We start from the raw sequence: 20,878 nt of genomic DNA, 5'->3' as shown, positions 1-20,878 counted from the left end.
CGCTACCTGCCCTTCCACTCCGGGGGCCGCTTCTGAGTGAAGGCGGCGTGGAACTCGGCGTAGTCCTGCCCGTTCATCAGCAGGGCCTGGGTGTTCGCGTCGAGCTCCACCGCGGCGGCCAGCGGCATGTCGAGCTCGGCGGTGAGCAGCGCCTTGGTCTGGGCATGGGCGAGGGCCGGGCCGGCCGCGAGGCGGGCGGCGAGCTCGGCGGCACGTGCGTCGGCCCCGCCCTCTTCGGTGAGCTCGCTGAGCAGGCCGATGCGTTCCGCCTCGGCGGCGTGGACGGGCTCCCCGAGCATGAGCAACCGGGTGGCGTGGCCGAGGCCGACGACGCGGGGCAGCAGGTAGGCGGCGCCCATGTCGCCGCCGGAGAGGCCGACGCGGGTGAAGAGGAAGGCGAAGCGGGCGGTGGGGTCGGCGATGCGGAAGTCGGCGGCGAGGGCGAGGACCGCGCCGGCGCCGGCGGCGACCCCGTGCACGGCGGCGATCACCGGGAAGGGGCATTCCCGGACGGCGCGCACGACCTGGCCGGTCATCCGGTTGAAGTCGAGGAGCTGCGCGGTGTCCATGGCGAGGGTGGCGCCGATGATCTCGTCGACGTCCCCGCCGGAGCAGAAGCCTCGCCCCTCGCCGCCGAGCACGAGGGCGCGCACGGAACGCTCCCGGGAGAGTTCGGCGAGGAGGTCGCGCAGGTCGGCGTAGGAGCCGAAGGTGAGGGCGTTGAGCTTCTCGGGGCGGTCGAGGGTGACGGTGGCCACGCCGTCCTGCCGGGTCACCCGCAGGTGGCGCCACCGCTGCGTTGCCGGGGTGGAACCGATGAAGGGGCTCACGGCAACGACGGTATCACCGCATCCTGACTTCCGTCACAGAAGCGCGATATACGGGTGAGGCACGCAGGGCCCGGACGGACGGGGCCCGGACGGACGGGGCCCGGACGGACGGGGCCCGGACGGACAGGGCCCGGACGGACAGGGCCCGGACGGACGGGGCCCGGTCAGGCGAGGGTCGCGACGAGGATCGCCTTGATGGTGTGGAGCCGGTTCTCGGCCTCGTCGAACACGACGGAGTGCGCGGACTCGAACACCTCGTCCGTGACCTCCAGCGAGTCCAGCCCGTGCCGCGCGTGGATCTCGCGGGCGACCGCGGTGCCCAGGTCGTGGAAGGCCGGCAGGCAGTGCAGGAACTTCGCGTCCGGGTTCCCGGTGGCGCGCAGCACGTCCATCGTGACGGCGTACGGGGCCAGGGCGGCGATGCGCTCGTCCCAGACCTCCTTGGGCTCGCCCATCGAGACCCACACGTCGGTGGCGATGAAGTCGGCCTGGTCGACACCCTCGGCCACCTCCTCGGTCAGCGTGATCCGGGCCCCGCTGCCGGCGGCGAGCTCGTGGGCGCGGGCGATCACGTGCTCGGCCGGCCAGTAGGCCTTCGGCGCGACGATGCGCACGTCCATGCCCAGCAGGGCGCCGGTGACCAGGTAGGAGTTGCCCATGTTGAAACGGGCGTCGCCGAGGTAGGCGAAGGCGATGCGGTCCAGCGGCTCGGCGCAGTGCTCGGTCATGGTCAGGACGTCGGCCAGCATCTGCGTGGGGTGCCAGTCGTCGGTGAGACCGTTGTAGACGGGCACGCCGGAGTGCTCGGCGAGCGCTTCGACGGCCTCCTGGCTGTCGCCGCGGTACTGGATCGCGTCGAACATCCGGCCGAGCACGCGGGCGGTGTCCTTGACCGACTCCTTGTGGCCGATCTGGGACCCCGCGGGGTCCAGGTAGGTGGTGCGGGCGCCCTGGTCAGCGGCGGCGACCTCGAACGCGCAGCGGGTGCGCGTCGAGGTCTTCTCGAAGACCAGTGCGATGTTCCGGCCCACGAGGTGCCGCTGCTCGGCCCCCGCCTTCTTGGCCGCCTTCAGCTCGGCGGCCAGCTCGACCAGGCCGCGGAACTCGGCGGCGGTGAAGTCGAGCTCCTTGAGGAAACTGCGGCCGACGAGGTCGGTGGCCATGGCGGCACTCCAGGGTCGCGTGACGGGAACACTGGAAGTCTATACGATCCTTCGTATTGATATACAGCCCCTGTTTTCCCCGCCCTGCACATCCTCCCTCGTCAAACGCCTCCTCGCGCACCGCCGGGGGCCGAACGGCTCATACGGGATCCCGTTCCACCGGACAGCTCATGCACCGCGGACCGCCCCGACCCCGCCCCAGTTCGCTGCCCGGGATCTCGATGACCTCGATGCCCTCCTTGCGCAGGTGCGTGTTGGTCGTCACGTTCCGCTCGTACGCCACGACCACGCCCGGCTCCACCGCCAGCACGTTGCAGCCGTCGTCCCACTGCTCCCGCTCCGCCGAGTGGACGTCCTGCCGGGCGGTCAGCACCCGGATCGCGTCCAGTCCGAGCGCCGCGGCGATGGCCCGGTGCATGTGCTCCGGCGGGTGGTCGCTCACCTTCAGGTCGTCCGCCCCGACGCCCGGCTCGATGGTGTACGAGCGCAGCGGGCCCAGCCCCGCGTACTGGGTGAACGTATCTCCGTCGACCATGGTCATCACGGTGTCCAGGTGCATCAGCGCCCGCCGCTTGGGCATGTCGAGGGCGACGATGCTCGTCGCCGACCCGGCGGCGAACAGGCCGCGGGCGAGCATCTCCACCGCCTGCGGGGTGGTCCGCTCGCTCATCCCGATCAGGACCGCGCCGTTGCCGATGACGAGCACGTCCCCGCCCTCGATCGTCGAGGGGTAGTCGGCCTGCCCCTGCGACCAGAAGTGGAAGGCGCCCGAGGCGGTGAACAACGGGTGGTAGCGGTAGATCGCTTCGAAGTGCACGGTCTCGCGCTGCCGGGCCGGCCAGCGCATCGCGTTGATCGACACCCCGTCGTAGATCCAGGCCGAAGTGTCCCTGGTGAACAGGTGGTTGGGCAGCGGCTCCAGCAGGAAGTCGTCGAGCTCCATGGCGTGGAAACGGACCGAGACCGGCTCCGCGTGCCGTTCCAAGTACTCGCGCTTGGTCATGCCGCCGACCAGCGCCTCGGCGAGCTCGGCCGAGGACAGCCCGTCGAACACCGCGCGGAGGTGGTCGGTGGCGAGCGGCCCGTACTCCTTCTCGTCGAACACCCGGTCGAGGACGAGGTGCCTGGCCTCGGGGATGTCCAAGCCCTCGCGCAGCAGGTCACCGAAGAGGTGCACCTCCACGCCCCGGTCCCGCAGTACGTCGGCGAACCCGTCGTGCTCCTGGCGGGCCCGGCGCACCCACAGCACGTCGTCGAAGAGCAGTGCGTCCTTGTTGCTCGGTGTGAGCCGCTTCAGCTCCAGGTCGGGCCGGTGGAGGATGACGCGGCGAAGCCGTCCGGCCTCGGAGTCGACATGGAATCCCATGGCGTCCACGTTCGCAGACCGGACGGCTTTTTGACGTGGCGTTGGCTCAGGAGACCCCGGCGGACCACGGGTCGCGCGGGCTCAGTGCAGACCGAGCAGCGCGCTGGGCGCGCCGACCAGTTCGGGGCCGGTCAGACCCAGCTTGGGCAGGGTCGCGTTCGGGATGCCGTGGTTGCTGCCGTCGGGCATGGTCAGCGGTGCGCCGAGGACCACACCGGGGGTCCGGGCGACCAGGTCGGTGGCCGGCGCCTCCACGGCTCCCTCACCGTCGGTCTTCGGGTCGCCCAGCAGGTTCGGCACGGGGGTGCTGACCAGGGTGCGACCGAGCTCGGCGCCGACGGGCAGGGCCGGCAGGACCGGCGTCGGCAGCAGGTCACCCTTGTGGTGGCGGATCTCCGGGGCGCCGACGACGGGTAGCGGCACTCCGGTGCCCACGCGCGGGGTGTCCACGCCGAGCGTGGTCTTCACGGCGTCCAGCGGGACGTCGACCGGCACCGCGTCGGCCGCCGCCGGGCCTGCCGCACCGGCGGCGGCGATACAGGTCATGAGCGCCGCAATGCTTCCGCGCGCGGTCATCTTCATAGGGATGTTCCGTCCTTCCTGGGTCGCGGACGATCCGCTGCCCTGGATGAACGATCCCGCCCGCGGTTTCCCCGGCGTTCCCCGGCAAGTTCCCCCGTACGACCTAATTCGGGGCCGTCCGCGGGCGCGGGCTTTACGCGCCGGGGAAGGCCCGGGCCGGCCCGCGCCGTGACGGACCGGCCGGGGCTGGCCGGGCCGGCCCGGCCGTCCGTCACAGCCGCGGGTCGACCGGCTCCGACTCCAGGGCGAGCACCGCGAAGACCGCCTCGTGGACCCGCCACAGCGGCTCGCCGGCCGCCAGCCGGTCCAGGGCCTCCAGCCCGAGCGCGTACTCGCGCAGCGCCAGGGACCGCTTGTGCCCCAGGAACCGCGCCCGCAGCCGCTCCAGCTGCTCCGGCCGCGTGTACTCCGGACCGTAGATGATCCGCAGGTACTCCCGGCCCCGCACCTTGATGCCCGGCTGGACCAGGCGACCCTTGCCGTCCCGGGCGTACGCCTGGAGCGGCTTGACGACCATGCCCTCGCCGCCGGCGGCCGTGAGCTCCAGCCACCAGTCGGTGCCCGCCCGTACGGAGTCCGGGTCGGCGGTGTCGACCAGGATCCGGTCGGTGCGGCGCAGCAGCCCCGTGCCGGCCGCCTCGTCGGCGGCGACGAGCCGGTCCAGCCAGAACAGCTGCTCGTCGTGGGGCACGGCGGCCAGCGACCGCCCGGCCGCGGCCAGCAGCTGGAACGGCGCGAACCGTACGCCGTCCAGCCCGTCGGTGGTCCAGCAGTAGCGGCGGTAGGCGTCGGTGAACCGGGCGGCGTCCTCGGCCCGCTCCCGCTGGCGCTCCAACAGGACGCCGGTGTCCACACCCCGCCCGGCGGCCGCGGCCAAGGCGGCGATCGCGTCGGGGAAGACGGCGCGGGAGGCCGCGCCGACGGCGGCGTACTGGCTGCGCAGCAGCCCGGCGGACTTCAGCGACCACGGCAGCAGCTCGCCGTCGAGCAGCAGCCAGTCCGTGTCCAGCTCCTCCCACAGGCCCGCGTCGGTGACGGCCGACCCGATCCGGGCCAGGACCTGTTCGGTGGTTTCCGGGTCCGGGAAGAAGGGCCGGCCGGTACGGGTGTAGACCGAGCCGGTGGCGGTGCCGTCGGTGCCGAAGCGCTCCCGGGCGGCCTCGGCGTCCCGGCACACCAGGACGGTGGCGCGGGAGCCCATGTGCTTCTCCTCGCAGACGACCTGGGCGATGCCGTCGGCCCGGTACTGGGCGAAGGCTTCCGCCGGGTGCTCCAGGTAGTGCTCAGCGGCTCCGCCGCGGGGCTCGTCCTTCGAGGTCGCCACCGGCGCCATCGTCGGCGGCAGGTACGGCACCAGTCGGGGGTCCACCGCGAAGCGGCTCATGACCTCCAGGGCGGCGGCCGCGTTCTCCTCGCGCACGGCGACGTTGCCCAGGTGGCGGGTCTCCACGGTCCGCCGGCCGTGCACGTCGGCCAGGTCGAGCGGGCGGCCCTCGCGTCCGCCGGGGGCCTCGGCCACGAGCGGCTTGACCGGCTCGTACCAGACCTTCTCGGCCGGTACGTCGACCAGTTCCCGCTCCGGCCAGCGCAGGGCGGTCATCCTGCCGCCGAAGACCGCACCCGTGTCGAGGCAGATGGTGTTGTTGATCCAGGAGGTGTCCGGGACCGGGGTGTGGCCGTAGACCACGGCCGCCTTGCCCCGGTACTCCTCGGCCCACGGGTAGCGCACCGGCAGCCCGAACTCGTCGGTCTCGCCGGTGGTCTCCCCGTACAGGGCGTGCGAGCGGACCCGGCCGGAGGTCCGGCCGTGGTACTTCTCGGGCAGGCCGGCGTGGCACACCACCAGCCGGCCCCCGTCGAGGAGGTAGTGGCTGACCAGGCCGGCGATGAACGCGCGGACCTCCCGCACGAACTCCTCCGGCTCGCGGCCGAGCTGCTCGACCGTCTCGGCCAGGCCGTGGGTCAGCTGGACCTTGGAGCCCTTGAGGTAGCGGCCGAGTTTGTTCTCGTGGTTGCCGGGCACGCACAGGGCGTTGCCGGAGCGGACCATGCCCATCACGCGGCGCAGGACGCCGGGGCTGTCCGGGCCGCGGTCGACGAGGTCGCCGACGAACACGGCGGTGCGGCCCTCGCGGTGGACCCCGTCCTCGTAGCCGAGCTTGGCGAGCAGGGCCTCCAGCTCGGAGGAGCAACCGTGGACGTCGCCGATGATGTCGAAGGGGCCGGTGAGGTGGGTGAGGTCGTTGAAGCGCTTCTCGCGGACGATCTCGGCGGCCTCCACCTCCTCGACGGAGCGCAGCACGTGCACCTTGCGGAAGCCCTCGCGTTCCAGGCCGCGCAGCGAGCGGCGCAGCTCGCGGCGGTGCCGCTGGATGACGTGGCGGGGCAGCCCGGCCCGGTCGGGGCGGGCGGCGTTGCGCTCGGCGCAGACCTGCTCGGGCAGGTCGAGCACGATGGCGACGGGCAGCACGTCGTGCTCGCGGGCGAGCCGCACCAGCTGCCGGCGGGCCTCCTGCTGGACGCTGGTGGCGTCCACCACGGTGAGGCGGCCGGCGGCCAGGCGCTTGCCGGCGATGTAGTGCAGGACGTCGAAGGCGTCCTTGCTGGCGCTCTGGTCGTTCTCGTCGTCGCTGACGAGCCCGCGGCAGTGGTCGGAGGAGATGACCTCCGTGGGCTTGAAGTGCCGGCGGGCGAAGGTCGACTTGCCCGATCCGGTGGCTCCGATCAGGACGACGAGGGACAGGTCGGTGACGGGGAGCACACGGCGGTCGGTGCCGGCGGTGGGCGAACCGGTGGACCCGGTGTCGGTGGTCATGCCGCCTCTCCCTCCTTCGGGGTGTCGGTGGTGCGGACGGTCTGCGGGGTGTTGGTGGTGTCGGTCGTGCCGCGGGTGTCGGTGGTGTCGCGGGCGCCGGTGTTGTCGTGGGCGCCGCGGGTGTCGCGGGCGCCGGTTGTGCCGCGGGGGTCGCGGGGGTCGTCGGTCCGGGTGAAGGCGGCCATCTGGGTGGGCGGGCCGACCTCGGGGTCGTCCTCGCCGACGGGCGTGAACTCCACGACGTACCCGTACCGGCCGGCGACCGCCCCGGCCCAGTCCCGGAACTCGGCGCGGGTCCACTCGAAGCGGTGGTCGGCGTGCCGGAACCGTCCGGCGGGCAGGGTCTCCCAGCGGACGTTGTACTCCGCGTTCGGGGTGGTGACGAGGACCGTCCGGGGCCGCGCCGCGCCGAACACGGCGTACTCCAGGGCGGGCAGCCTCGGCGGGTCCAGGTGCTCGACGACCTCGCTGAGCACGGCCGCGTCGTAGCCGGCCAGCCGGTCGTCGGTGTACGCCAGCGAGCCCTGCAGCAGCGTCACGCGCCCGCTCTGCTTCTCCCCCATCCGCTCCAGCCGCAGTCGCCGGGCCGCGGTACCCAGGGCCCGCACGGACACGTCGACACCGGTGATCTCGGTGAACGACACGTCCCGCAGCAGCTCCTGCACCAGCTGGCCCTGGCCGCAGCCCAGGTCGAGCACCCGGGCCGCGCCCGCGGCGCGCAACGCGGCGACGATCGCCTCGCGCCGCCGCACGGCCAGCGGCACGGGCCGCTCGACGGTGTCGGTGTCCTCGTCGACGGCGTTGTCCAGGTCCTCGGCCTCGCTGCCGTCGGCCTCGGCGAGGCGGGCCAGCTCCAGGCGCTCCAAGGCGTCCCGGGTCAGCCGTGCCTGCCGGGCCAGGTAGCGGGAGGTGATCAGGCCGTTCTCGGGGTGCCCGGCGAGCCAGCCGTCGCCGGCCCGCAGCAGCTTGTCCACCTCGTCGGGCGCGACCCAGTAGTGCTTGGCGTCGTCCAGCACGGGCAGCAGCACGTACAGCTGGCGCAGCGCGTCGGTGAGCCGCAGCTCGCCCTCCAGGACGAGCCGTACGTACCGGGAGTCCCCCCACTCGGGGAACTGCTCGTCGAGCGGCAGCGGCTCGGGACGTACGAGCTCCCAGCCGAGCGGGTCGAACAGCCGGTGCACCAGCTCCGCACCGCCGCGCGCGGGCAGCGCCGGGATCTCGATCCGCAGCGGGCGGACCTGCTCGACGAGCTCCGGACGGGCGGCGCACCGGCCGTTCAGCGCGCTGCCGAACACCGCGCGCAGGGCGACGGAGAGCAGCGAGGAGGCCGCGTACGGGCGGTCGTTGACGTACTGCGCCAGCGCCGCGTCGGGAGCCCCGCCCCGACCCTTGCCCTGCCCGCGGCGCACCAGCGCGACGGGGTCCACTTCCAGCAGCAGGGCCGCCGTGCAGCGCTCGGGCGCGGCCTCGGGGTAGAAGACGTGGGCCGTGCCGTGGGAGGTGGGGAACGCCTGCGCCTTGCCGGGATGCTTGTGCAGCAGGAAGCCCAGGTCGGTGGCGGGTCGTTCAGGGGTACCGGTGGTGGAGATCGTCAGGAACACATGACCGATTCTTGCCCCTCACCGGCTCCCGCCGCCTCCCGTTTTCGCGCCGTCCCCGTCGTTCCCGGCGCCCTCGCCGGTCACTCCGGTTCCGCCGACCCGACCTCGGCGGCCAGTCCGGTGATACGGGCGGGGCCGATGCGGCAGCAGCCGCCGAGGAGACGGGCGCCGGCGCGCTGCCAGGCGGCCGTGGGCCAGGGCGCGGGGTCGGCCGGGCGGTCCCAGGTGCCGGTGGCCGCGTCCCAGACGGAGCCGTCGTTGGGGTAGGCCAGGAGCGGCAGGTCCGTGACGGAGGCGGCGGCCTCCAGGGAGGGCAGGACGTCCTGCGGGTCGCAGCAGTTGACGCCGGTCGCGATGACTTGCGGGGAGGCCGCGGCGAGGGCGAAGGCCCCGGCCAGGGGGTCCCCGGCGCGGGTGCGCCCGGCGGCGACGGTGTAGGCGATCCAGGCGGGGGCGCCCGTCTCGGCGAGGACGGTGACCAGGGCCTCGGCCTCGGCCGCATCGGGAACCGTCTCCACCGCCAGCAGGTCGGGGCCGGCCGCCAGCAGGGCCTCGATGCGCGGCCGGTGGAAGGCGGCGAGCTCGCGCACGGTCAGTCCGTACCGGCCGCGGTACTCGGAGCCGTCCGCGAGGACCGCCCCGTACGGGCCGACGGATGCGGCGACCCACACCTCGTGGTCGGCGGCCTCCGCGGCCCGGGCCGCCAGGGCGACGCTGCGGTGCAGCAGGGCGGTGGTCTCGGCACGGCCGTGCCCGCGGGCGGCGAAGGCCCCGTACCCCACCTGGTAGCTCGCGGTGATCAGCACCTCGGCTCCGGCCCGCGCGTACGCGGTGTGGGCGGCCTCGACCTGCCCGGGCGCCTCGGCGAGCACCCGGCCCGTCCAGAGGCCGCCGGAGAGGTCGCAGCCCTGATCGGCGAGCTGGTTGCTCAGGCCGCCGTCGAGGACGACGGTCCTGCGGGACAGGGCTTCGGCGAGCGGGCCGGACGCGCGGGGCACCGTGCTGCACCTGCCTCAGCGGAGCTGGGACAGCACCTGGGCCGAGATCAGCTCCAGGTGGTCCAGGTCGTCGAGGTCGAGCAGCTGGAGGTAGACGCGGGAGGAGCCGATGGCCTCGTAGGCGCCGATCTTGTGGACGACCTCGGCGGGCGAGCCGGCCAGGCCGTTCGCCTTGAGCTCGTCGACGTCCCGGCCGATGGCGGCGGCCCGGCGGGCGACCTCGGCGTCGTCCCGGCCCACGCAGACCACCAGGGCGTTGGAGTAGACGAGGTCGTGGGGCTTGCGCCCGGCCTCCTCCGCGGCCCTGCGCACCCGGTCGAACTGCCGCTCGCTGTCCGCGATGGAAGCGAAGGGCATGTTGAACTCGTCGGCGTAGCGGGCGGCGAGGCGGGGAGTGCGCCTGGCGCCGTGGCCGCCGATCAGGACGGGCACCTTCGCCTGGGCGGGCTTGGGCAGGGCCGGGGAGCCCTCCACCTGGTAGTGGGTTCCCGCGAAGTCGAACACGTCCCCCGGCTCGGTGGCCCACAGGCCGGTCACGATGGCCAGCTGCTCCTCCAGGCGGGCCATCCGCTCCGCGGGGAAGGGGATCCCGTAGGCCTTGTGCTCCTCCTCGAACCAGCCTGCACCCAGGCCGAGTTCGACGCGTCCGCCGGACATCTGGTCGACCTGTGCGACCTGGATGGCGAGCACGCCGGGCAGGCGGAAGGTGCCGGCCGTCATCAGGGTGCCCAGCCGGATCCGTCGGGTCTCCCGGGCCAGGCCGGCGAGGGTGATCCAGGCGTCGGTGGGCCCGGGCAGCCCGTCGGCCGATCCCATCTTCAGGTAGTGGTCAGACCGGAAGAAGGCGTCGAAGCCGAGGTCCTCGGTGGCCTTCGCAACGGCCAGGAGGGTGTCATAGCTCGCGCCCTGCTGGGGCTCGGTGAAGATACGCAGATCCATGCCTCCATCCTGCCCGCCTCCCACCCCTGCCGGACGAAATCCGGGGTCACCCGATTCGGGACGGGCGGGACTGCGGAAATGGACCTCACCCGCGCCGCAGCCCCGCCGCCCCCCGCACACCGATCTACTCGGCGACGGCCAGGGGGAGCGGCACTCCGGACAGCCGGACGCGGAGGCCAGGTGCGCGCTCAGGACGTCGGCCACGTGGCCCGCTTCCTCTCACCACTGCATTTCGCTCGCCCTGCGCTCCACGGCGGCACGCAGCTCAGCAGCGAAGCCTTCCGTCATCCGGTAGCCGCGGGCGTCCCCCATTTCAGTGACGCCCCGTGCGCCGGTGACGGGCGATCTCGCCCTGGCAACCAGTCCTGGACCACAGGGTCGCGATCGGCGGCCTGCTCGGCATCGGCTTCGCAGTCCACCCGAACACCGGACGCGACCTCGTAATGGTGGCCAGCGCCGGACACGGACTCTCCGATGCGGTCACCGGCGAGAGGATCGCACGCGACCGGGATCCCGATCCCGGACCTCACCTGCCCCGGCCTCGGTCCAGTCGCAGGGAGCCCGGTCCGCATCGCCGACCTCTTCGGCGGCGGTCTGCACCGCACCACCCCGGACGGTTGGACGCTGGACGTCGTCAGTCCCGAATGGCCCCACGACCGCGTCATCCTCTCCGCCGACGGCGGAGCACACAAAGGACCGGCGGGAGGCACCTGGTGGCACGTCTTCCACTCCGAGTACTCGGAGCTGCGCGCTGCCGGCTCTTCCCCGTCCGGTCTCACCTTGGCAGTCGCCACCAGCAGCGACCTCACCCTCTGGACCCGCCCGGAGCTCCACATCGAGGACTGACCGGACGCCGGGGTGTCAGGCTCGGGCCTATTGCCACCCAATCCAGTCCACCCAGGTCAGCCAGTCGAAGGACGCCCGGCCAGTGACCGGCCCGGGGCGGAGATCGTTGGCCCCTCCGGAGCCGGACCGCCCGGCCCGCGCGTCGGCGGCGCCCGCCGGTGCGTACACCGCCCCTTTCCGCCGTGGAAGGGCCAGTGCCGAGGAGGCCGTCTTGTCCGACGAGTCCGCGCACGACGCGCGCCAGGAGCCCGGCGGGGCCGCCGCGGACGGCGCGCCGAAGGGCCTGCTGCAGCAGATGGAGGCGCTGATGGAAGCCCTGAACGCCGACCTGTCGCAGCTCGACGCCGAGCTCCAGTCCTCCGCGGACCATGCCCCCGGCACGACGTCCCCCGCGACCTCCCGCACCCCGGAGAACGACCGCTCCTCCTCCCGCCCGTCCTGACCGCTGCCCCCTCCGGCCACCCGCCCGGCAGCCGGCCCGCACGGACCGCACGGGCCGCCGTATCGCACAGGCCGCCGGGCCGGCTGGACCAGCCGGACCACCCTGGGGCCCGCCCGGCCCCGGCCGGACGTTCCGTCGGTCAGGCCGCGCCCGTGGCCGAGCCCCGCTCGCGGACCATCAGCAGGCGCAGGATCGCCCGGACCCGGTCGCTCGACTCGTCGGCCGCGTCGATGGACTCTATGCACTGCCAGTACAGGCCCTCGTCGTCCGTCGCGCAGGCCACGCCGACCAGGGCGATCCCCACCTCGCCCAACAGCTCCTGCAATCCGAGCAGCGCCTGTCGGACATCGGCCACCCCGCTCAGTTGCGCCGCTCTCGGCGGGTGGTCGGGCCCGCGGCCCTCACCGCGCAGGGCGGCTCTGTCGAACACCCCACAGCCTCTTCCTCCCGCTTCCCCCAGTCCCCGCGCCTCCGATCTCAGCTCCCGCGGTCCGCTGACCGCGATCCAGTTGCCCATGCCCTGGGCCAACGCCTGGGCCTGCCAGGCCTCGCCCACGATGTCCAGTGCCGCCCCGCTCCGCGCCAGCGCGTGCCGGCCGGCCGCAATGAGCCGTACCGCCTCCATGTGCCGTCCCCCGTCCGCACGACATCCGCCGTTCTCACCACTACCCAGAGTGAGGGCAATGAGCCAGTAAAGCCAGGGGTATTCGGAAATCTATGGACACAAACATGGTTGTGAACAACGCCATCACTCCGAAGAGTGACGATTTGGTGTCGAGGTTCCCTCCACCGGGAAGCGGATTTCGTTCCTCTCGATCTTCGCGGCGAGCGCATCCAACACATCCACCCCGAGAACCTCACAGAATTGCAGCAGATACGCGAGCACGTCGGCCACCTCGTCGGCCACACGGTGTGCGGATTCGGGCTTCTCCATGACCTTCGCCGACTGTTCCGGTGTCAGCCATTGGAAGATTTCGACCAGTTCCGCCGCCTCCACACTCAGCGCAACGGCCAGGTTCTTCGGCGTGTGGTACGGCTCCCAGCCGCGCGCCGCCGCGAAGTCGGCCAGCCGCCGCTGGAGTTGGTGCAGCCGCTCCTCGGGTCGGCCGTCGTCCGGCCGCCGATCGTTCGTCTCGCTCATGACCCCAGGTCTACCACCACGACCCCCGGTACCGGGCGGGCGGCCGCCGCGGTTTCCGGGCCCACCGCCCCGACGATCCGGACGTGGCCGCGCGCGCAGCACAGCAGGGCCAGGCGCAGCAGCTCGGCGCGCTGCTGCGGGTCCAGACAGCGGTCGAATCCGTCGGCGAGGACGGTCAGTGCCTGCCGGGCGGAGAGGAGTTCGGCGGCCGGGTCCATGGCGAGCACCCCGGGCCCGGTCAGCAGGACCAGGGCCAGGGCGAGGAAGCGGAGTTCGCCCGAGCCGAGCCGGCCCAGCTCGGTGGCGGGCCGTCCGGGGCCGCGCTCCAGCAGCGCGGTGACCAGGCCGTCGGCGTCGGTCCGGACCCCGAGACCGTGCACCGGGCCCGCGCACGCCGTCCGCGCCGCGCCGGTCAGCAGGGCATGGCGGGTGCCGCATTCGTGGCGGGTCCGGCGCAGTACGTCTGCCAGGTTGGCGCAGTCGCCCAGCAGCCGCCCCTCGCCCGGCGGGACGGGCGCGCGCATCCGCTCGGGCCGGGGATCGCACGGGAACACCGAGCGCAGCGCCACCACCACCTGCTCGGCGGCGGCGAGGACCTCCCGCTGGCCGGGCGTGGCGCCGGCCACGCGGAGCGGGAGCAGTGCGGTGCCGAGCCGGTCGTCGGGGAGCGGGGCCCGGGTGACCCCGGTGCTGCCGCCGGTGAGCCAGGCGGCCTGGACGGTGCGCCGGCCCGGGTCGCGCAGTGCGGTGGCGAGCAGGATCCGGCCGTCCGCGGACAGGCGCTCGCCGGCGATCCGCAGCTCGGGCTCCACCTGCACGGCGAGGTCGAGGCGGACGGGGCCGAGGGGTCCGTCGACGGTGCACCCGATCCGGAATCCGCGCCGCTGCTGCCCGTCGGCGCGGGCCCGGTCGGGGATCCGGGAGCGCGGGTCGGGGAAGACCCGGTCCAAGGTGGCGCCGGAGCCGAGCCGGGCCAGGGCCTCCAGGGCGGCCAGGGCCTGGGTCTTCCCGCTGCCGCTGGGCCCGGCGAACAGCGTGACGGGGCCGAGGGGGAAGGTGGCCGCGCGGTGCGCACCGAAGGCGGAGAGCCGCAACTCGGTGACGGCCGGCCGGTGGTGCACTGCGGCGTCGGCCGCGAGGACGTCGGGCACGGCGGCGTCGGGCCCGGGGGCATCGGACGCGGCGGCATCGGCCGCGAGGGCATCGAACCCGGGGGCATCGAACCCGGGGGCATCGGACGCGGGGGCATCGGACGCGGCGGCATCGGCCGCGGCGGCATCGGCCGCGAGGGCATCGAACCCGGGGGCATCGGACGCGGCGGCATCGGCCGCGAGGGCATCGAACCCGGGGACATCGGGCGCGGCGGCGGCGGGCGCGGCGGCGTCGGGCGCGGCGGCGTCGGGCGCGGCGGCATCGGCCGCGGGGTCCGCATCGTCCGCCGCGGGCCGGGGTCGTGGCGGGACGGTCGAGGCGGCCCGGGGCCGCGGGAGGGCGGCGGCCAGGGCACCCGCCGCGTCCGAGGTGGCGTCCATGCGCGGGACGGTACGGGCCCCCGGACCTTCCTCGGGTCCGGCGAACCGTTCCGCCACGGCGTCCTTCCTACGATCGGGGGACGGCGGCGGCCGCGATCCCCTCGACCTCGGTCCCGACGGGGGCCAGCAGGAAGACGTTCCGGTCGACCCGGTGCATCCCGCTGCCGAGCCCGAAGACGACGCCGCTGCTGAAGTCCAGGATCCGCTTGGCCACTTCGGTGTCCGCGCCGGTGAGGTCGAGCAGCACGGGGATCTGCGCGATCAGGTACTCGGCCACCTCCCGGGCGTCGGCGAAGACCTGGACCCGGATCACGACGAAGCGGCGCTGCTCCGCCGCAGACGCCTTGGGGGTCGTGGGGATCGTGCGGTGGTCCACCCGGGAGGGCCACTCGTTGCGACTGCGCAGGGGGACCACCTGCGCGAGCCCCTCCCACTGTTCGTCCGTGACGTCGTACCTGCTCACCGGACCGCCTCGACCGTGCGCTTCATGTGCATCCCCCCATCCTCTCGTGCTTCACCCGTTCAGCCCAACAACGACACGGAGTGGCTCGATCCGGGGTTCAACGCACCTCCAGGATGGGTTAGGTTAGGCATACCTAAGTAACCCGTGAGGGAGAGGGATACGCATGTCCACCGACGCCGAGCGGGTCCGGTCGATCCTGGCCTCCGCCCACTCCATGACCGTGACCGTCGACGGGCTGGCCACCGAGGTCCGCCACCTCGACGGCACCGACCCCCTCGGCCGGCTTCACCTGCACCCCGCGGAACCCGGCGGCCACGCCGAGCACCGGCCCGCGATCCGGCTGGAGTTCACCGACGTCGCCCCCACCCCCGTACGGGACCGGGTGCGCGCCCGCGTCACGCTCCTCGGCCGCCTCCTCACCCCGTACCTGGACGCCGACCCCGACGCCTCCACCTGCATGGAGCTCGACCGGGCCGTCCTGGAGACCGGCGACGGCCACCGCTCGCACGTCGGGCTGCAGGAGCTGGAGGCGGCCTCCCCCGACCCGCTCGCGCCGTACGAGGCCGGCATGCTCACCCACCTCCTCGACGACCACGCCGAACTCGTCACCCTGCTGCTCCGCCTGGTCCGGCCCGCACCGACCGCCGCCCTCGTGCGCGCGCTGCCGCTCGCCATGGACCGCTACGGCATCACCCTGCGGCTGGAGGAGGCCCGCGGCCACCGCGACGTCACCCTCCCCTTCCCCTCCCCGCTGGACGACGTCGAGCAGTCCGGCGTACAGCTCCAGGCCCTGTTCAGTGCCGCCCGACGCCGCTCCCACCGCAACACCCTGCCCGCCTGACGGCCCGGGAGCCCTCCCCCAAGCCGCTCGTCCGTGCCGCGCCCCCCTCACCTGAGAGGGGGAGATCACATCCGGTGGTTATGGTCGTCCTCTGGGTGACCCCCCTAGCATTCGGGCCATGACGGTCCTGCCTGACGACGGGCTCTCCCTGGCCGCCGAGTTCCCTGACGCGACGCATGAGCAGTGGCAGCGCCTGGTAGAAGGCGTACTGCGCAAGTCCGGCAAGGAGGCAACCGGCGACGCCGCGGAAGACGCGTTGTCCACGAAGCTAGAGGACGGGCTCACCACCCGCCCCCTGTACACGACGCCCGAAACGCCCCACGACACCGGTTTCCCCGGGTTCGCCCCCTTCGTACGGGGCGGGAGCCCCGCGGGCGGCTCCGCCTCCGGCTGGGACGTGCGTCAGCGGCACCTCGGCGCCGACCCCGCCCGGGTCAACGAGGCCGTCCTCGCCGACCTGGAGAACGGCGTCACCTCCCTCTGGCTGACCCTGGGCCGGGACGGGCTGCCCGTGGAGTCGCTGGGCCGCGCCCTGGACGGGGTGTACCTGGACCTCGCGCCCGTGTCCCTCGACGCCGGCGCCGAATTCGCCGCGGCCGCCCGCGCCCTGTTCGCCCTGTACGCCGAGCGCGGCGTGGCCCCCGAGGCCGCCCGTGCCGCCCTGGGTGCCGACCCGCTGGGCCACGAGGCCCGCACCGGCGAGGAGGCGGACCTCACCCCGGCCGTCGCCCTCGCCCAGGAGGCGGCCGCGCACTGGCCGGGCGTGCGCGCCCTGTCCGTGGACGCCCTGCCCTACCACGAGGCCGGCGGCTCGGCCGCCGAGGAGCTGGGCCTGTCGCTGGCCACCGGTGTCGCCTACCTGCGCGCCCTCGACGGAGCGGGGCTCGGCATCGAGGCCGCCCTCGGCCAGCTGGAATTCCGGTACGCGGCGACCGCCGACCAGTTCCTGACCATCGCGAAGCTCCGGGCCGCGCGCCGGCTGTGGGCCAGGATCGCCGAGGCGTGCGGGGCCGCGCAGGCCGGCGCCCAGCGCCAGCACGCCGTGACCTCGCCGGTGATGATGACCCGTCGCGACCCGTGGGTGAACATGCTGCGCACCACCGTCGCCTGCATGGCGGCCGGCGTGGGCGGCGCCGACGCGGTCACCGTGCTCCCGTTCGACCACGAACTCGGCCTGCCGGACGCGTTCGCGCGCCGCATCGCCCGCAACACCTCCTCCATCCTGCTGGAGGAGTCGCACCTGGCCCGCGTCATCGACCCGGCCGGCGGCTCCTACTACGTGGAGCGGCTCACCGACGAACTCGCCGACGCCGCCTGGGAGTTCTTCCAGACCGTCGAGAAGGCGGGCGGACTGCCCGCCGCCCTGCGCTCGGGCCTGGTCGCCGACCGCCTGGCCGCGACGTGGGCGGAGCGCTCCGCACGCCTGGCCAAGCGCCGCGAGCCCATCACCGGCGTCAGCGAGTTCCCGCTGCTCACCGAGCAGCTGCCCGAGCGCGAGAGCGCCCCCGAGGCCCCGTCCGGCGGGCTGCCCCGGGTCCGGCGCGACGAGGCGTACGAGGCGCTGCGCGCCCGCAGCGACGCCCACCTGGCGGCGACCGGAGCCCGACCGCGGATCTTCCTCGCGGCACTCGGCACGGCGGCGGCGCACACCGCCCGCGCCACCTTCGCCTCGAACCTGTTCCAGGCGGGCGGCATCCAGCCGGTCCACGACCCGGTGTCGGTGGACGCGGCGACGGCCGCCGAGGCGTACGCGGCGAGCGGCGCCGACGGCATGGCCGTGCTGTGCTCCAGCGACGCCCTGTACGAGGAGCAGGCCGAGGCCGTCGCCGCGGCCCTGCGTTCGGCGGGCGCGACGACCGTGTTCCTCGCGGGCAGGCCCGGCACGGCGGCCGACGCCGTCGACGAGTACGTCTACGCCGGCTGCGACGCGGTCGCCGTGCTGTCCTCCGTTCTCGACCGGATGGGAGTGGCCTCGTGAGCGGCATCATGACCGGCAGCGGGATCCCCGACTTCTCCGACCTCCCGCTCCGCAGCGGCGCGGTCGCCCCCGCCGCCGGCTCCGAGGACCAGTGGCGCGCCGCCGTCAAGGAATCCACCGGCACCGCCCCGGGCGACCTGGTGTGGGAGACGCCCGAGGGCATCGGCGTCCAGCCGCTGTACACCGGGCGGGACCTGGAGGGCCTGGACTTCCTGGCGACGTACCCGGGCGTGGCCCCGTACCTGCGCGGCCCCTACCCGACGATGTACGTCAACCAGCCCTGGACCATCCGCCAGTACGCGGGCTTCTCCACGGCCGAGGAGTCGAACGCCTTCTACCGGCGCAACCTCGCGGCCGGCCAGAAGGGCCTGTCGGTGGCCTTCGACCTGCCGACGCACCGCGGCTACGACAGCGACCACCCGCGGGTGACGGGCGACGTCGGCATGGCGGGCGTGGCGATCGACTCCATCTACGACATGCGGCAGCTGTTCGACGGCATCCCGCTGGACAAGATGTCGGTGTCGATGACGATGAACGGCGCGGTGCTGCCGGTCCTCGCCCTCTACATCGTGGCGGCGGAGGAGCAGGGCGTCTCCCCCGACAAGCTCGCCGGGACCATCCAGAACGACATCCTCAAGGAGTTCATGGTCCGCAACACCTACATCTATCCGCCGAAGCCGTCGATGCGGATCATCTCGGACATCTTCTCGTTCACCTCGCAGAAGATGCCGCGGTACAACTCGATCTCGATCTCCGGGTACCACATCCAGGAGGCCGGGGCGACGGCGGACCTGGAGCTGGCGTACACGCTCGCGGACGGTGTGGAGTACCTGCGGGCCGGCCGGGAAGCGGGCCTGGACGTGGACGCGTTCGCGCCGCGCCTGTCCTTCTTCTGGGCGATCGGCATGAACTTCTTCATGGAGGTCGCCAAGCTGCGCGCCGCCCGCCTGCTGTGGGCGAAGCTGGTCAAGCAGTTCGAGCCGAAGAACACCAAGTCCCTCTCCCTGCGCACCCATTCGCAGACCTCGGGCTGGTCGCTGACCGCGCAGGACGTCTTCAACAACGTCACCCGCACCTGCATCGAGGCGATGGCCGCGACCCAGGGCCACACCCAGTCGCTGCACACCAACGCCCTCGACGAGGCGCTCGCCCTGCCGACGGACTTCTCCGCGCGCATCGCCCGCAACACCCAGCTGCTGCTCCAGCAGGAGTCGGGCACCTGCCGGTCGATCGACCCGTGGGGCGGCAGCGCGTACGTCGAGAAGCTGACGTACGACCTCGCGCGCCGGGCCTGGCAGCACATCCAGGAGGTCGAGGCGGCCGGCGGCATGGCGCAGGCCATCGACGCCGGCATCCCGAAGCTGCGCGTCGAGGAGGCCGCCGCCCGCACCCAGGCGCGGATCGACTCCGGCCGGCAGCCCGTGATCGGCGTCAACAAGTACCGTGTCGAGAACGACGAGCAGATCGAGGTCCTCAAGGTCGACAACTCCTCGGTGCGCGCGCAGCAGATCGACAAGCTGCGCCGGCTGCGCGAGGAACGCGACGACGCCCGCACGCAGGACGCGCTGCGCGCCCTGACCAACGCGGCCGAGCGGGGCGCCGGGCAGGGCCTGGAGGGCAACCTGCTCTCCCTGGCGGTGGACGCGGCGCGGGCCAAGGCCACCGTAGGCGAGATCTCGGACGCCCTGGAGAAGGTGTACGGACGGCACGCCAGCCAGATCCGTACGATCTCGGGTGTGTACCGCAGCGAAGCAGGCGAGTCCCCGAACGTGGAGCGCACCCGTGCGCTCGTCGACCGGTTCGAGGAGGCGGAGGGCCGCCGTCCGCGCGTGCTCGTCGCCAAGATGGGCCAGGACGGCCACGACCGCGGCCAGAAGGTCATCGCGACGGCCTTCGCCGACCTGGGCTTCGACGTCGACGTCGGCCCGCTGTTCCAGACCCCGGCGGAGGTGGCCCGCCAGGCCGTCGAGGCGGACGTCCACGTCGTGGGCGTGTCGTCGCTGGCGGCCGGCCACCTGACCCTCGTACCGGCGCTGCGCGAGCAGCTGGCGGAGGAGGGGCGCGAGGACATCATGATCGTGGTGGGCGGGGTGATCCCACCGGCCGACGTGCCGACGCTGCTGGAGATGGGCGCGGCGGCGGTGTTCCCGCCGGGCACGGTCATCCCGGACGCGGCCCACGACCTGGTGACGCGGCTCGCCGCGGATCTGGGCCACGAGCTGTAGGCGGGGGCCGGTGCCGAAGATCGACATCGAGGCCTACGCGAAGGGGGTGCTCGACGGGAAGCGCGCGTTCATCGCGCGTGCGATCACGCTCGTCGAGTCCACCCTCCCCGCGCACCGCGTGTTGGCGCAGACCCTGCTGACGCAGCTGCTCCCGCACGCGGGGCGGGCCCGGCGCATCGGGATCAGCGGTGTGCCGGGCGTCGGCAAGTCCACGTTCATCGACGCGTTCGGCACGATGCTGACCGGGCTGGGCCACCGGGTTGCGGTCCTGGCCGTGGACCCCTCCTCGACCCGTACGGGCGGCTCCATCCTCGGCGACAAGACGCGGATGGAACGCCTGTCGGTGGACCCGGCCGCCTTCGTCCGCCCTTCCCCGTCGGCGGGAACGCTCGGCGGGGTCGCCAAGGCCACCCGCGAGTCGATGATCGTGATGGAGGCGGCCGGCTACGACGTCGTCCTGGTCGAGACGGTCGGCGTCGGACAGTCGGAGACCACGGTCGCCGGAATGGTCGACTCCTTCCTGCTGCTGTCCCTGGCCCGTACCGGGGACCAGCTCCAGGGCATCAAGAAGGGCGTCCTGGAACTCGCCGACGTCCTGGCGGTCAACAAGGCCGACGGCCCGCACGAACGCGACGCCCGCGCTGCCGCCCGCGAACTGTCCGGCGCGCTGCGGCTGATGCACCCCGCCGACGCGGCGTGGACGCCGCCGGTACTGACGTGCAGCGCCCGGGAGTCCAGCGGGCTGGACGAGGTGTGGAACCGCCTCGAACAGCACCGCCGGCTGCTGGACGCCGGAGGCCGGCTGGCCTCGAAGCGGGCCGCCCAGCAGGTGGAGTGGACCTGGTCCATGGTCCGCGACGAACTGTTGCAGCGGCTGCGGGACGATCCGGCGGTGCGGGACCTGGCCCCCGCCCTGGAGGCCCGGGTCAGGGAGGGCTCCCTGACCCCGACCCTGGCCGCGGACCACATCCTGGCCGCCTTCACCCGCCCGTAGCAGAACCCGGGCCGCGGCCCCGCGCTACCTCTGCGCCGGGGCCCCCCCCCCCGGGCCCCCCCCCCCGCGCGGGTTGGCCCGGCCCGCCCCCCCCGGGCCCAAGACGCCGGGGGGGCCCCCGG

17 protein-coding genes and 1 pseudogene are annotated in these 20,878 nt (G+C 73.6%); 6 read left to right on the top strand and 12 right to left on the bottom strand.

Going from position 1 to position 20,878, the window contains the following annotated elements; translation table 11 throughout:
- Positions 1–2: 2 nt before the first annotated feature.
- From ACFV7Q_RS07535 to ACFV7Q_RS07500, 8 genes are all read right to left on the bottom strand, one after another.
- On the bottom strand, positions 3–830 hold the full coding sequence (locus ACFV7Q_RS07535; protein ID WP_385424807.1) for an enoyl-CoA hydratase family protein: 828 nt from the start codon (positions 828–830) through the stop codon (positions 3–5).
- Positions 831–994: 164 nt separating this feature from the next.
- Positions 995–1,993 (bottom strand): ornithine carbamoyltransferase, encoded by a 999-nt coding sequence (argF, locus tag ACFV7Q_RS07530; RefSeq protein WP_385424804.1) that lies wholly within the window; start codon positions 1,991–1,993, stop codon positions 995–997.
- A 139-nt stretch (positions 1,994–2,132) separates the two neighbouring features.
- On the bottom strand, positions 2,133–3,359 hold the full coding sequence (locus ACFV7Q_RS07525; protein ID WP_385424801.1) for an arginine deiminase: 1,227 nt from the start codon (positions 3,357–3,359) through the stop codon (positions 2,133–2,135).
- Positions 3,360–3,440: 81 nt separating this feature from the next.
- The gene (locus ACFV7Q_RS07520; protein ID WP_385424799.1) at positions 3,441–3,941 is read right to left on the bottom strand and encodes a hypothetical protein; all 501 of its coding nucleotides are present in this window, start codon (positions 3,939–3,941) and stop codon (positions 3,441–3,443) included.
- Between the two features lie 211 nt (positions 3,942–4,152).
- A complete protein-coding gene (locus ACFV7Q_RS07515; protein WP_385424796.1) occupies positions 4,153–6,756 on the bottom strand; it encodes a polynucleotide kinase-phosphatase in 2,604 nt (867 codons plus the stop codon).
- Positions 6,753–8,357, bottom strand: a complete 1,605-nt coding sequence (locus ACFV7Q_RS07510) for a 3' terminal RNA ribose 2'-O-methyltransferase Hen1 (RefSeq protein WP_385424794.1) — start codon at positions 8,355–8,357, stop codon at positions 6,753–6,755. Before ACFV7Q_RS07510 ends, ACFV7Q_RS07515 begins: the two co-directional genes overlap by 4 nt.
- An 80-nt stretch (positions 8,358–8,437) precedes the next feature.
- Entirely contained in the window at positions 8,438–9,355 is a 918-nt protein-coding gene (mmuM, locus tag ACFV7Q_RS07505) for a homocysteine S-methyltransferase (RefSeq protein ID WP_385424791.1), read from the bottom strand.
- 15 nt (positions 9,356–9,370) lie between these two features.
- Positions 9,371–10,294 carry an LLM class F420-dependent oxidoreductase gene (locus ACFV7Q_RS07500; RefSeq protein ID WP_385424790.1) on the bottom strand — a complete coding sequence of 308 codons (924 nt, stop codon included), beginning with the start codon at positions 10,292–10,294 and terminating at the stop codon, positions 9,371–9,373.
- A 344-nt stretch (positions 10,295–10,638) separates the two neighbouring features.
- Here ACFV7Q_RS07500 and ACFV7Q_RS07495 point away from each other — a divergent pair.
- Positions 10,639–11,140: pseudogene (locus ACFV7Q_RS07495) on the top strand (hypothetical protein).
- Positions 11,141–11,351: 211 nt separating this feature from the next.
- Complete coding sequence (locus tag ACFV7Q_RS07490; RefSeq protein ID WP_385424787.1) at positions 11,352–11,582, top strand: hypothetical protein; 231 nt, start codon at positions 11,352–11,354, stop codon at positions 11,580–11,582.
- A 139-nt stretch (positions 11,583–11,721) separates the two neighbouring features.
- Here the strand turns inward: ACFV7Q_RS07490 and ACFV7Q_RS07485 are convergent, their stop codons facing one another.
- The 4 genes from ACFV7Q_RS07485 to ACFV7Q_RS07470 form a co-directional block, all read right to left on the bottom strand.
- Positions 11,722–12,207: a DUF6099 family protein gene (locus ACFV7Q_RS07485; protein ID WP_385424785.1), complete on the bottom strand. Its 486-nt coding sequence runs from the start codon at positions 12,205–12,207 to the stop codon at positions 11,722–11,724.
- Positions 12,208–12,330: 123 nt separating this feature from the next.
- Positions 12,331–12,723 carry a nucleotide pyrophosphohydrolase gene (locus tag ACFV7Q_RS07480; RefSeq protein WP_385424782.1) on the bottom strand — a complete coding sequence of 131 codons (393 nt, stop codon included), beginning with the start codon at positions 12,721–12,723 and terminating at the stop codon, positions 12,331–12,333.
- Positions 12,720–13,874, bottom strand: a complete 1,155-nt coding sequence (locus ACFV7Q_RS07475) for an ATP-binding protein (RefSeq protein WP_385424983.1) — start codon at positions 13,872–13,874, stop codon at positions 12,720–12,722. Before ACFV7Q_RS07475 ends, ACFV7Q_RS07480 begins: the two co-directional genes overlap by 4 nt.
- A gap of 448 nt (positions 13,875–14,322) precedes the next feature.
- Entirely contained in the window at positions 14,323–14,718 is a 396-nt protein-coding gene (locus tag ACFV7Q_RS07470) for a cell division protein SepF (protein WP_179176422.1), read from the bottom strand.
- Positions 14,719–14,881: 163 nt separating this feature from the next.
- Between ACFV7Q_RS07470 and ACFV7Q_RS07465 the strand changes: the two genes are divergently transcribed.
- The 4 genes from ACFV7Q_RS07465 to meaB all read left to right on the top strand — a co-directional run bounded on the left by ACFV7Q_RS07465 (position 14,882) and on the right by meaB (position 20,756).
- A complete protein-coding gene (locus tag ACFV7Q_RS07465; protein WP_385424778.1) occupies positions 14,882–15,559 on the top strand; it encodes a DUF2470 domain-containing protein in 678 nt (225 codons plus the stop codon).
- 118 nt (positions 15,560–15,677) lie between these two features.
- The gene (gene mutA / locus ACFV7Q_RS07460; protein ID WP_385424775.1) at positions 15,678–17,537 is read left to right on the top strand and encodes a methylmalonyl-CoA mutase small subunit; all 1,860 of its coding nucleotides are present in this window, start codon (positions 15,678–15,680) and stop codon (positions 17,535–17,537) included.
- Positions 17,538–17,545: 8 nt separating this feature from the next.
- Positions 17,546–19,762: a methylmalonyl-CoA mutase gene (scpA, locus tag ACFV7Q_RS07455; RefSeq protein WP_385424980.1), complete on the top strand. Its 2,217-nt coding sequence runs from the start codon at positions 17,546–17,548 to the stop codon at positions 19,760–19,762.
- Between the two features lie 10 nt (positions 19,763–19,772).
- Entirely contained in the window at positions 19,773–20,756 is a 984-nt protein-coding gene (meaB, locus tag ACFV7Q_RS07450) for a methylmalonyl Co-A mutase-associated GTPase MeaB (protein WP_385424772.1), read from the top strand.
- Positions 20,757–20,878: the final 122 nt, after the last annotated feature.

Source organism: Streptomyces sp. NPDC059851, assembly GCF_042732005.1.
Taxonomy (GTDB): domain Bacteria; phylum Actinomycetota; class Actinomycetes; order Streptomycetales; family Streptomycetaceae; genus Streptomyces.
Note: the sequence above shows the minus strand (reverse complement) of the source record. Positions and strands in the feature narration are given on the sequence as shown.

Coding starts and splice junctions, on each gene's coding strand:
- argF (WP_385424804.1), bottom strand. CDS start 1,993: ATGGCCACCGACCTCGTCGGCCGCAGTTTCCTCAAGGAGCTCGACTTC.
- ACFV7Q_RS07525 (WP_385424801.1), bottom strand. CDS start 3,359: ATGGGATTCCATGTCGACTCCGAGGCCGGACGGCTTCGCCGCGTCATC.
- ACFV7Q_RS07520 (WP_385424799.1), bottom strand. CDS start 3,941: ATGAAGATGACCGCGCGCGGAAGCATTGCGGCGCTCATGACCTGTATC.
- ACFV7Q_RS07515 (WP_385424796.1), bottom strand. CDS start 6,756: ATGACCACCGACACCGGGTCCACCGGTTCGCCCACCGCCGGCACCGAC.
- ACFV7Q_RS07500 (WP_385424790.1), bottom strand. CDS start 10,294: ATGGATCTGCGTATCTTCACCGAGCCCCAGCAGGGCGCGAGCTATGAC.
- ACFV7Q_RS07485 (WP_385424785.1), bottom strand. CDS start 12,207: ATGGAGGCGGTACGGCTCATTGCGGCCGGCCGGCACGCGCTGGCGCGG.
- ACFV7Q_RS07480 (WP_385424782.1), bottom strand. CDS start 12,723: ATGAGCGAGACGAACGATCGGCGGCCGGACGACGGCCGACCCGAGGAG.
- ACFV7Q_RS07465 (WP_385424778.1), top strand. CDS start 14,882: ATGTCCACCGACGCCGAGCGGGTCCGGTCGATCCTGGCCTCCGCCCAC.
- mutA (WP_385424775.1), top strand. CDS start 15,678: ATGACGGTCCTGCCTGACGACGGGCTCTCCCTGGCCGCCGAGTTCCCT.
- scpA (WP_385424980.1), top strand. CDS start 17,546: ATGACCGGCAGCGGGATCCCCGACTTCTCCGACCTCCCGCTCCGCAGC.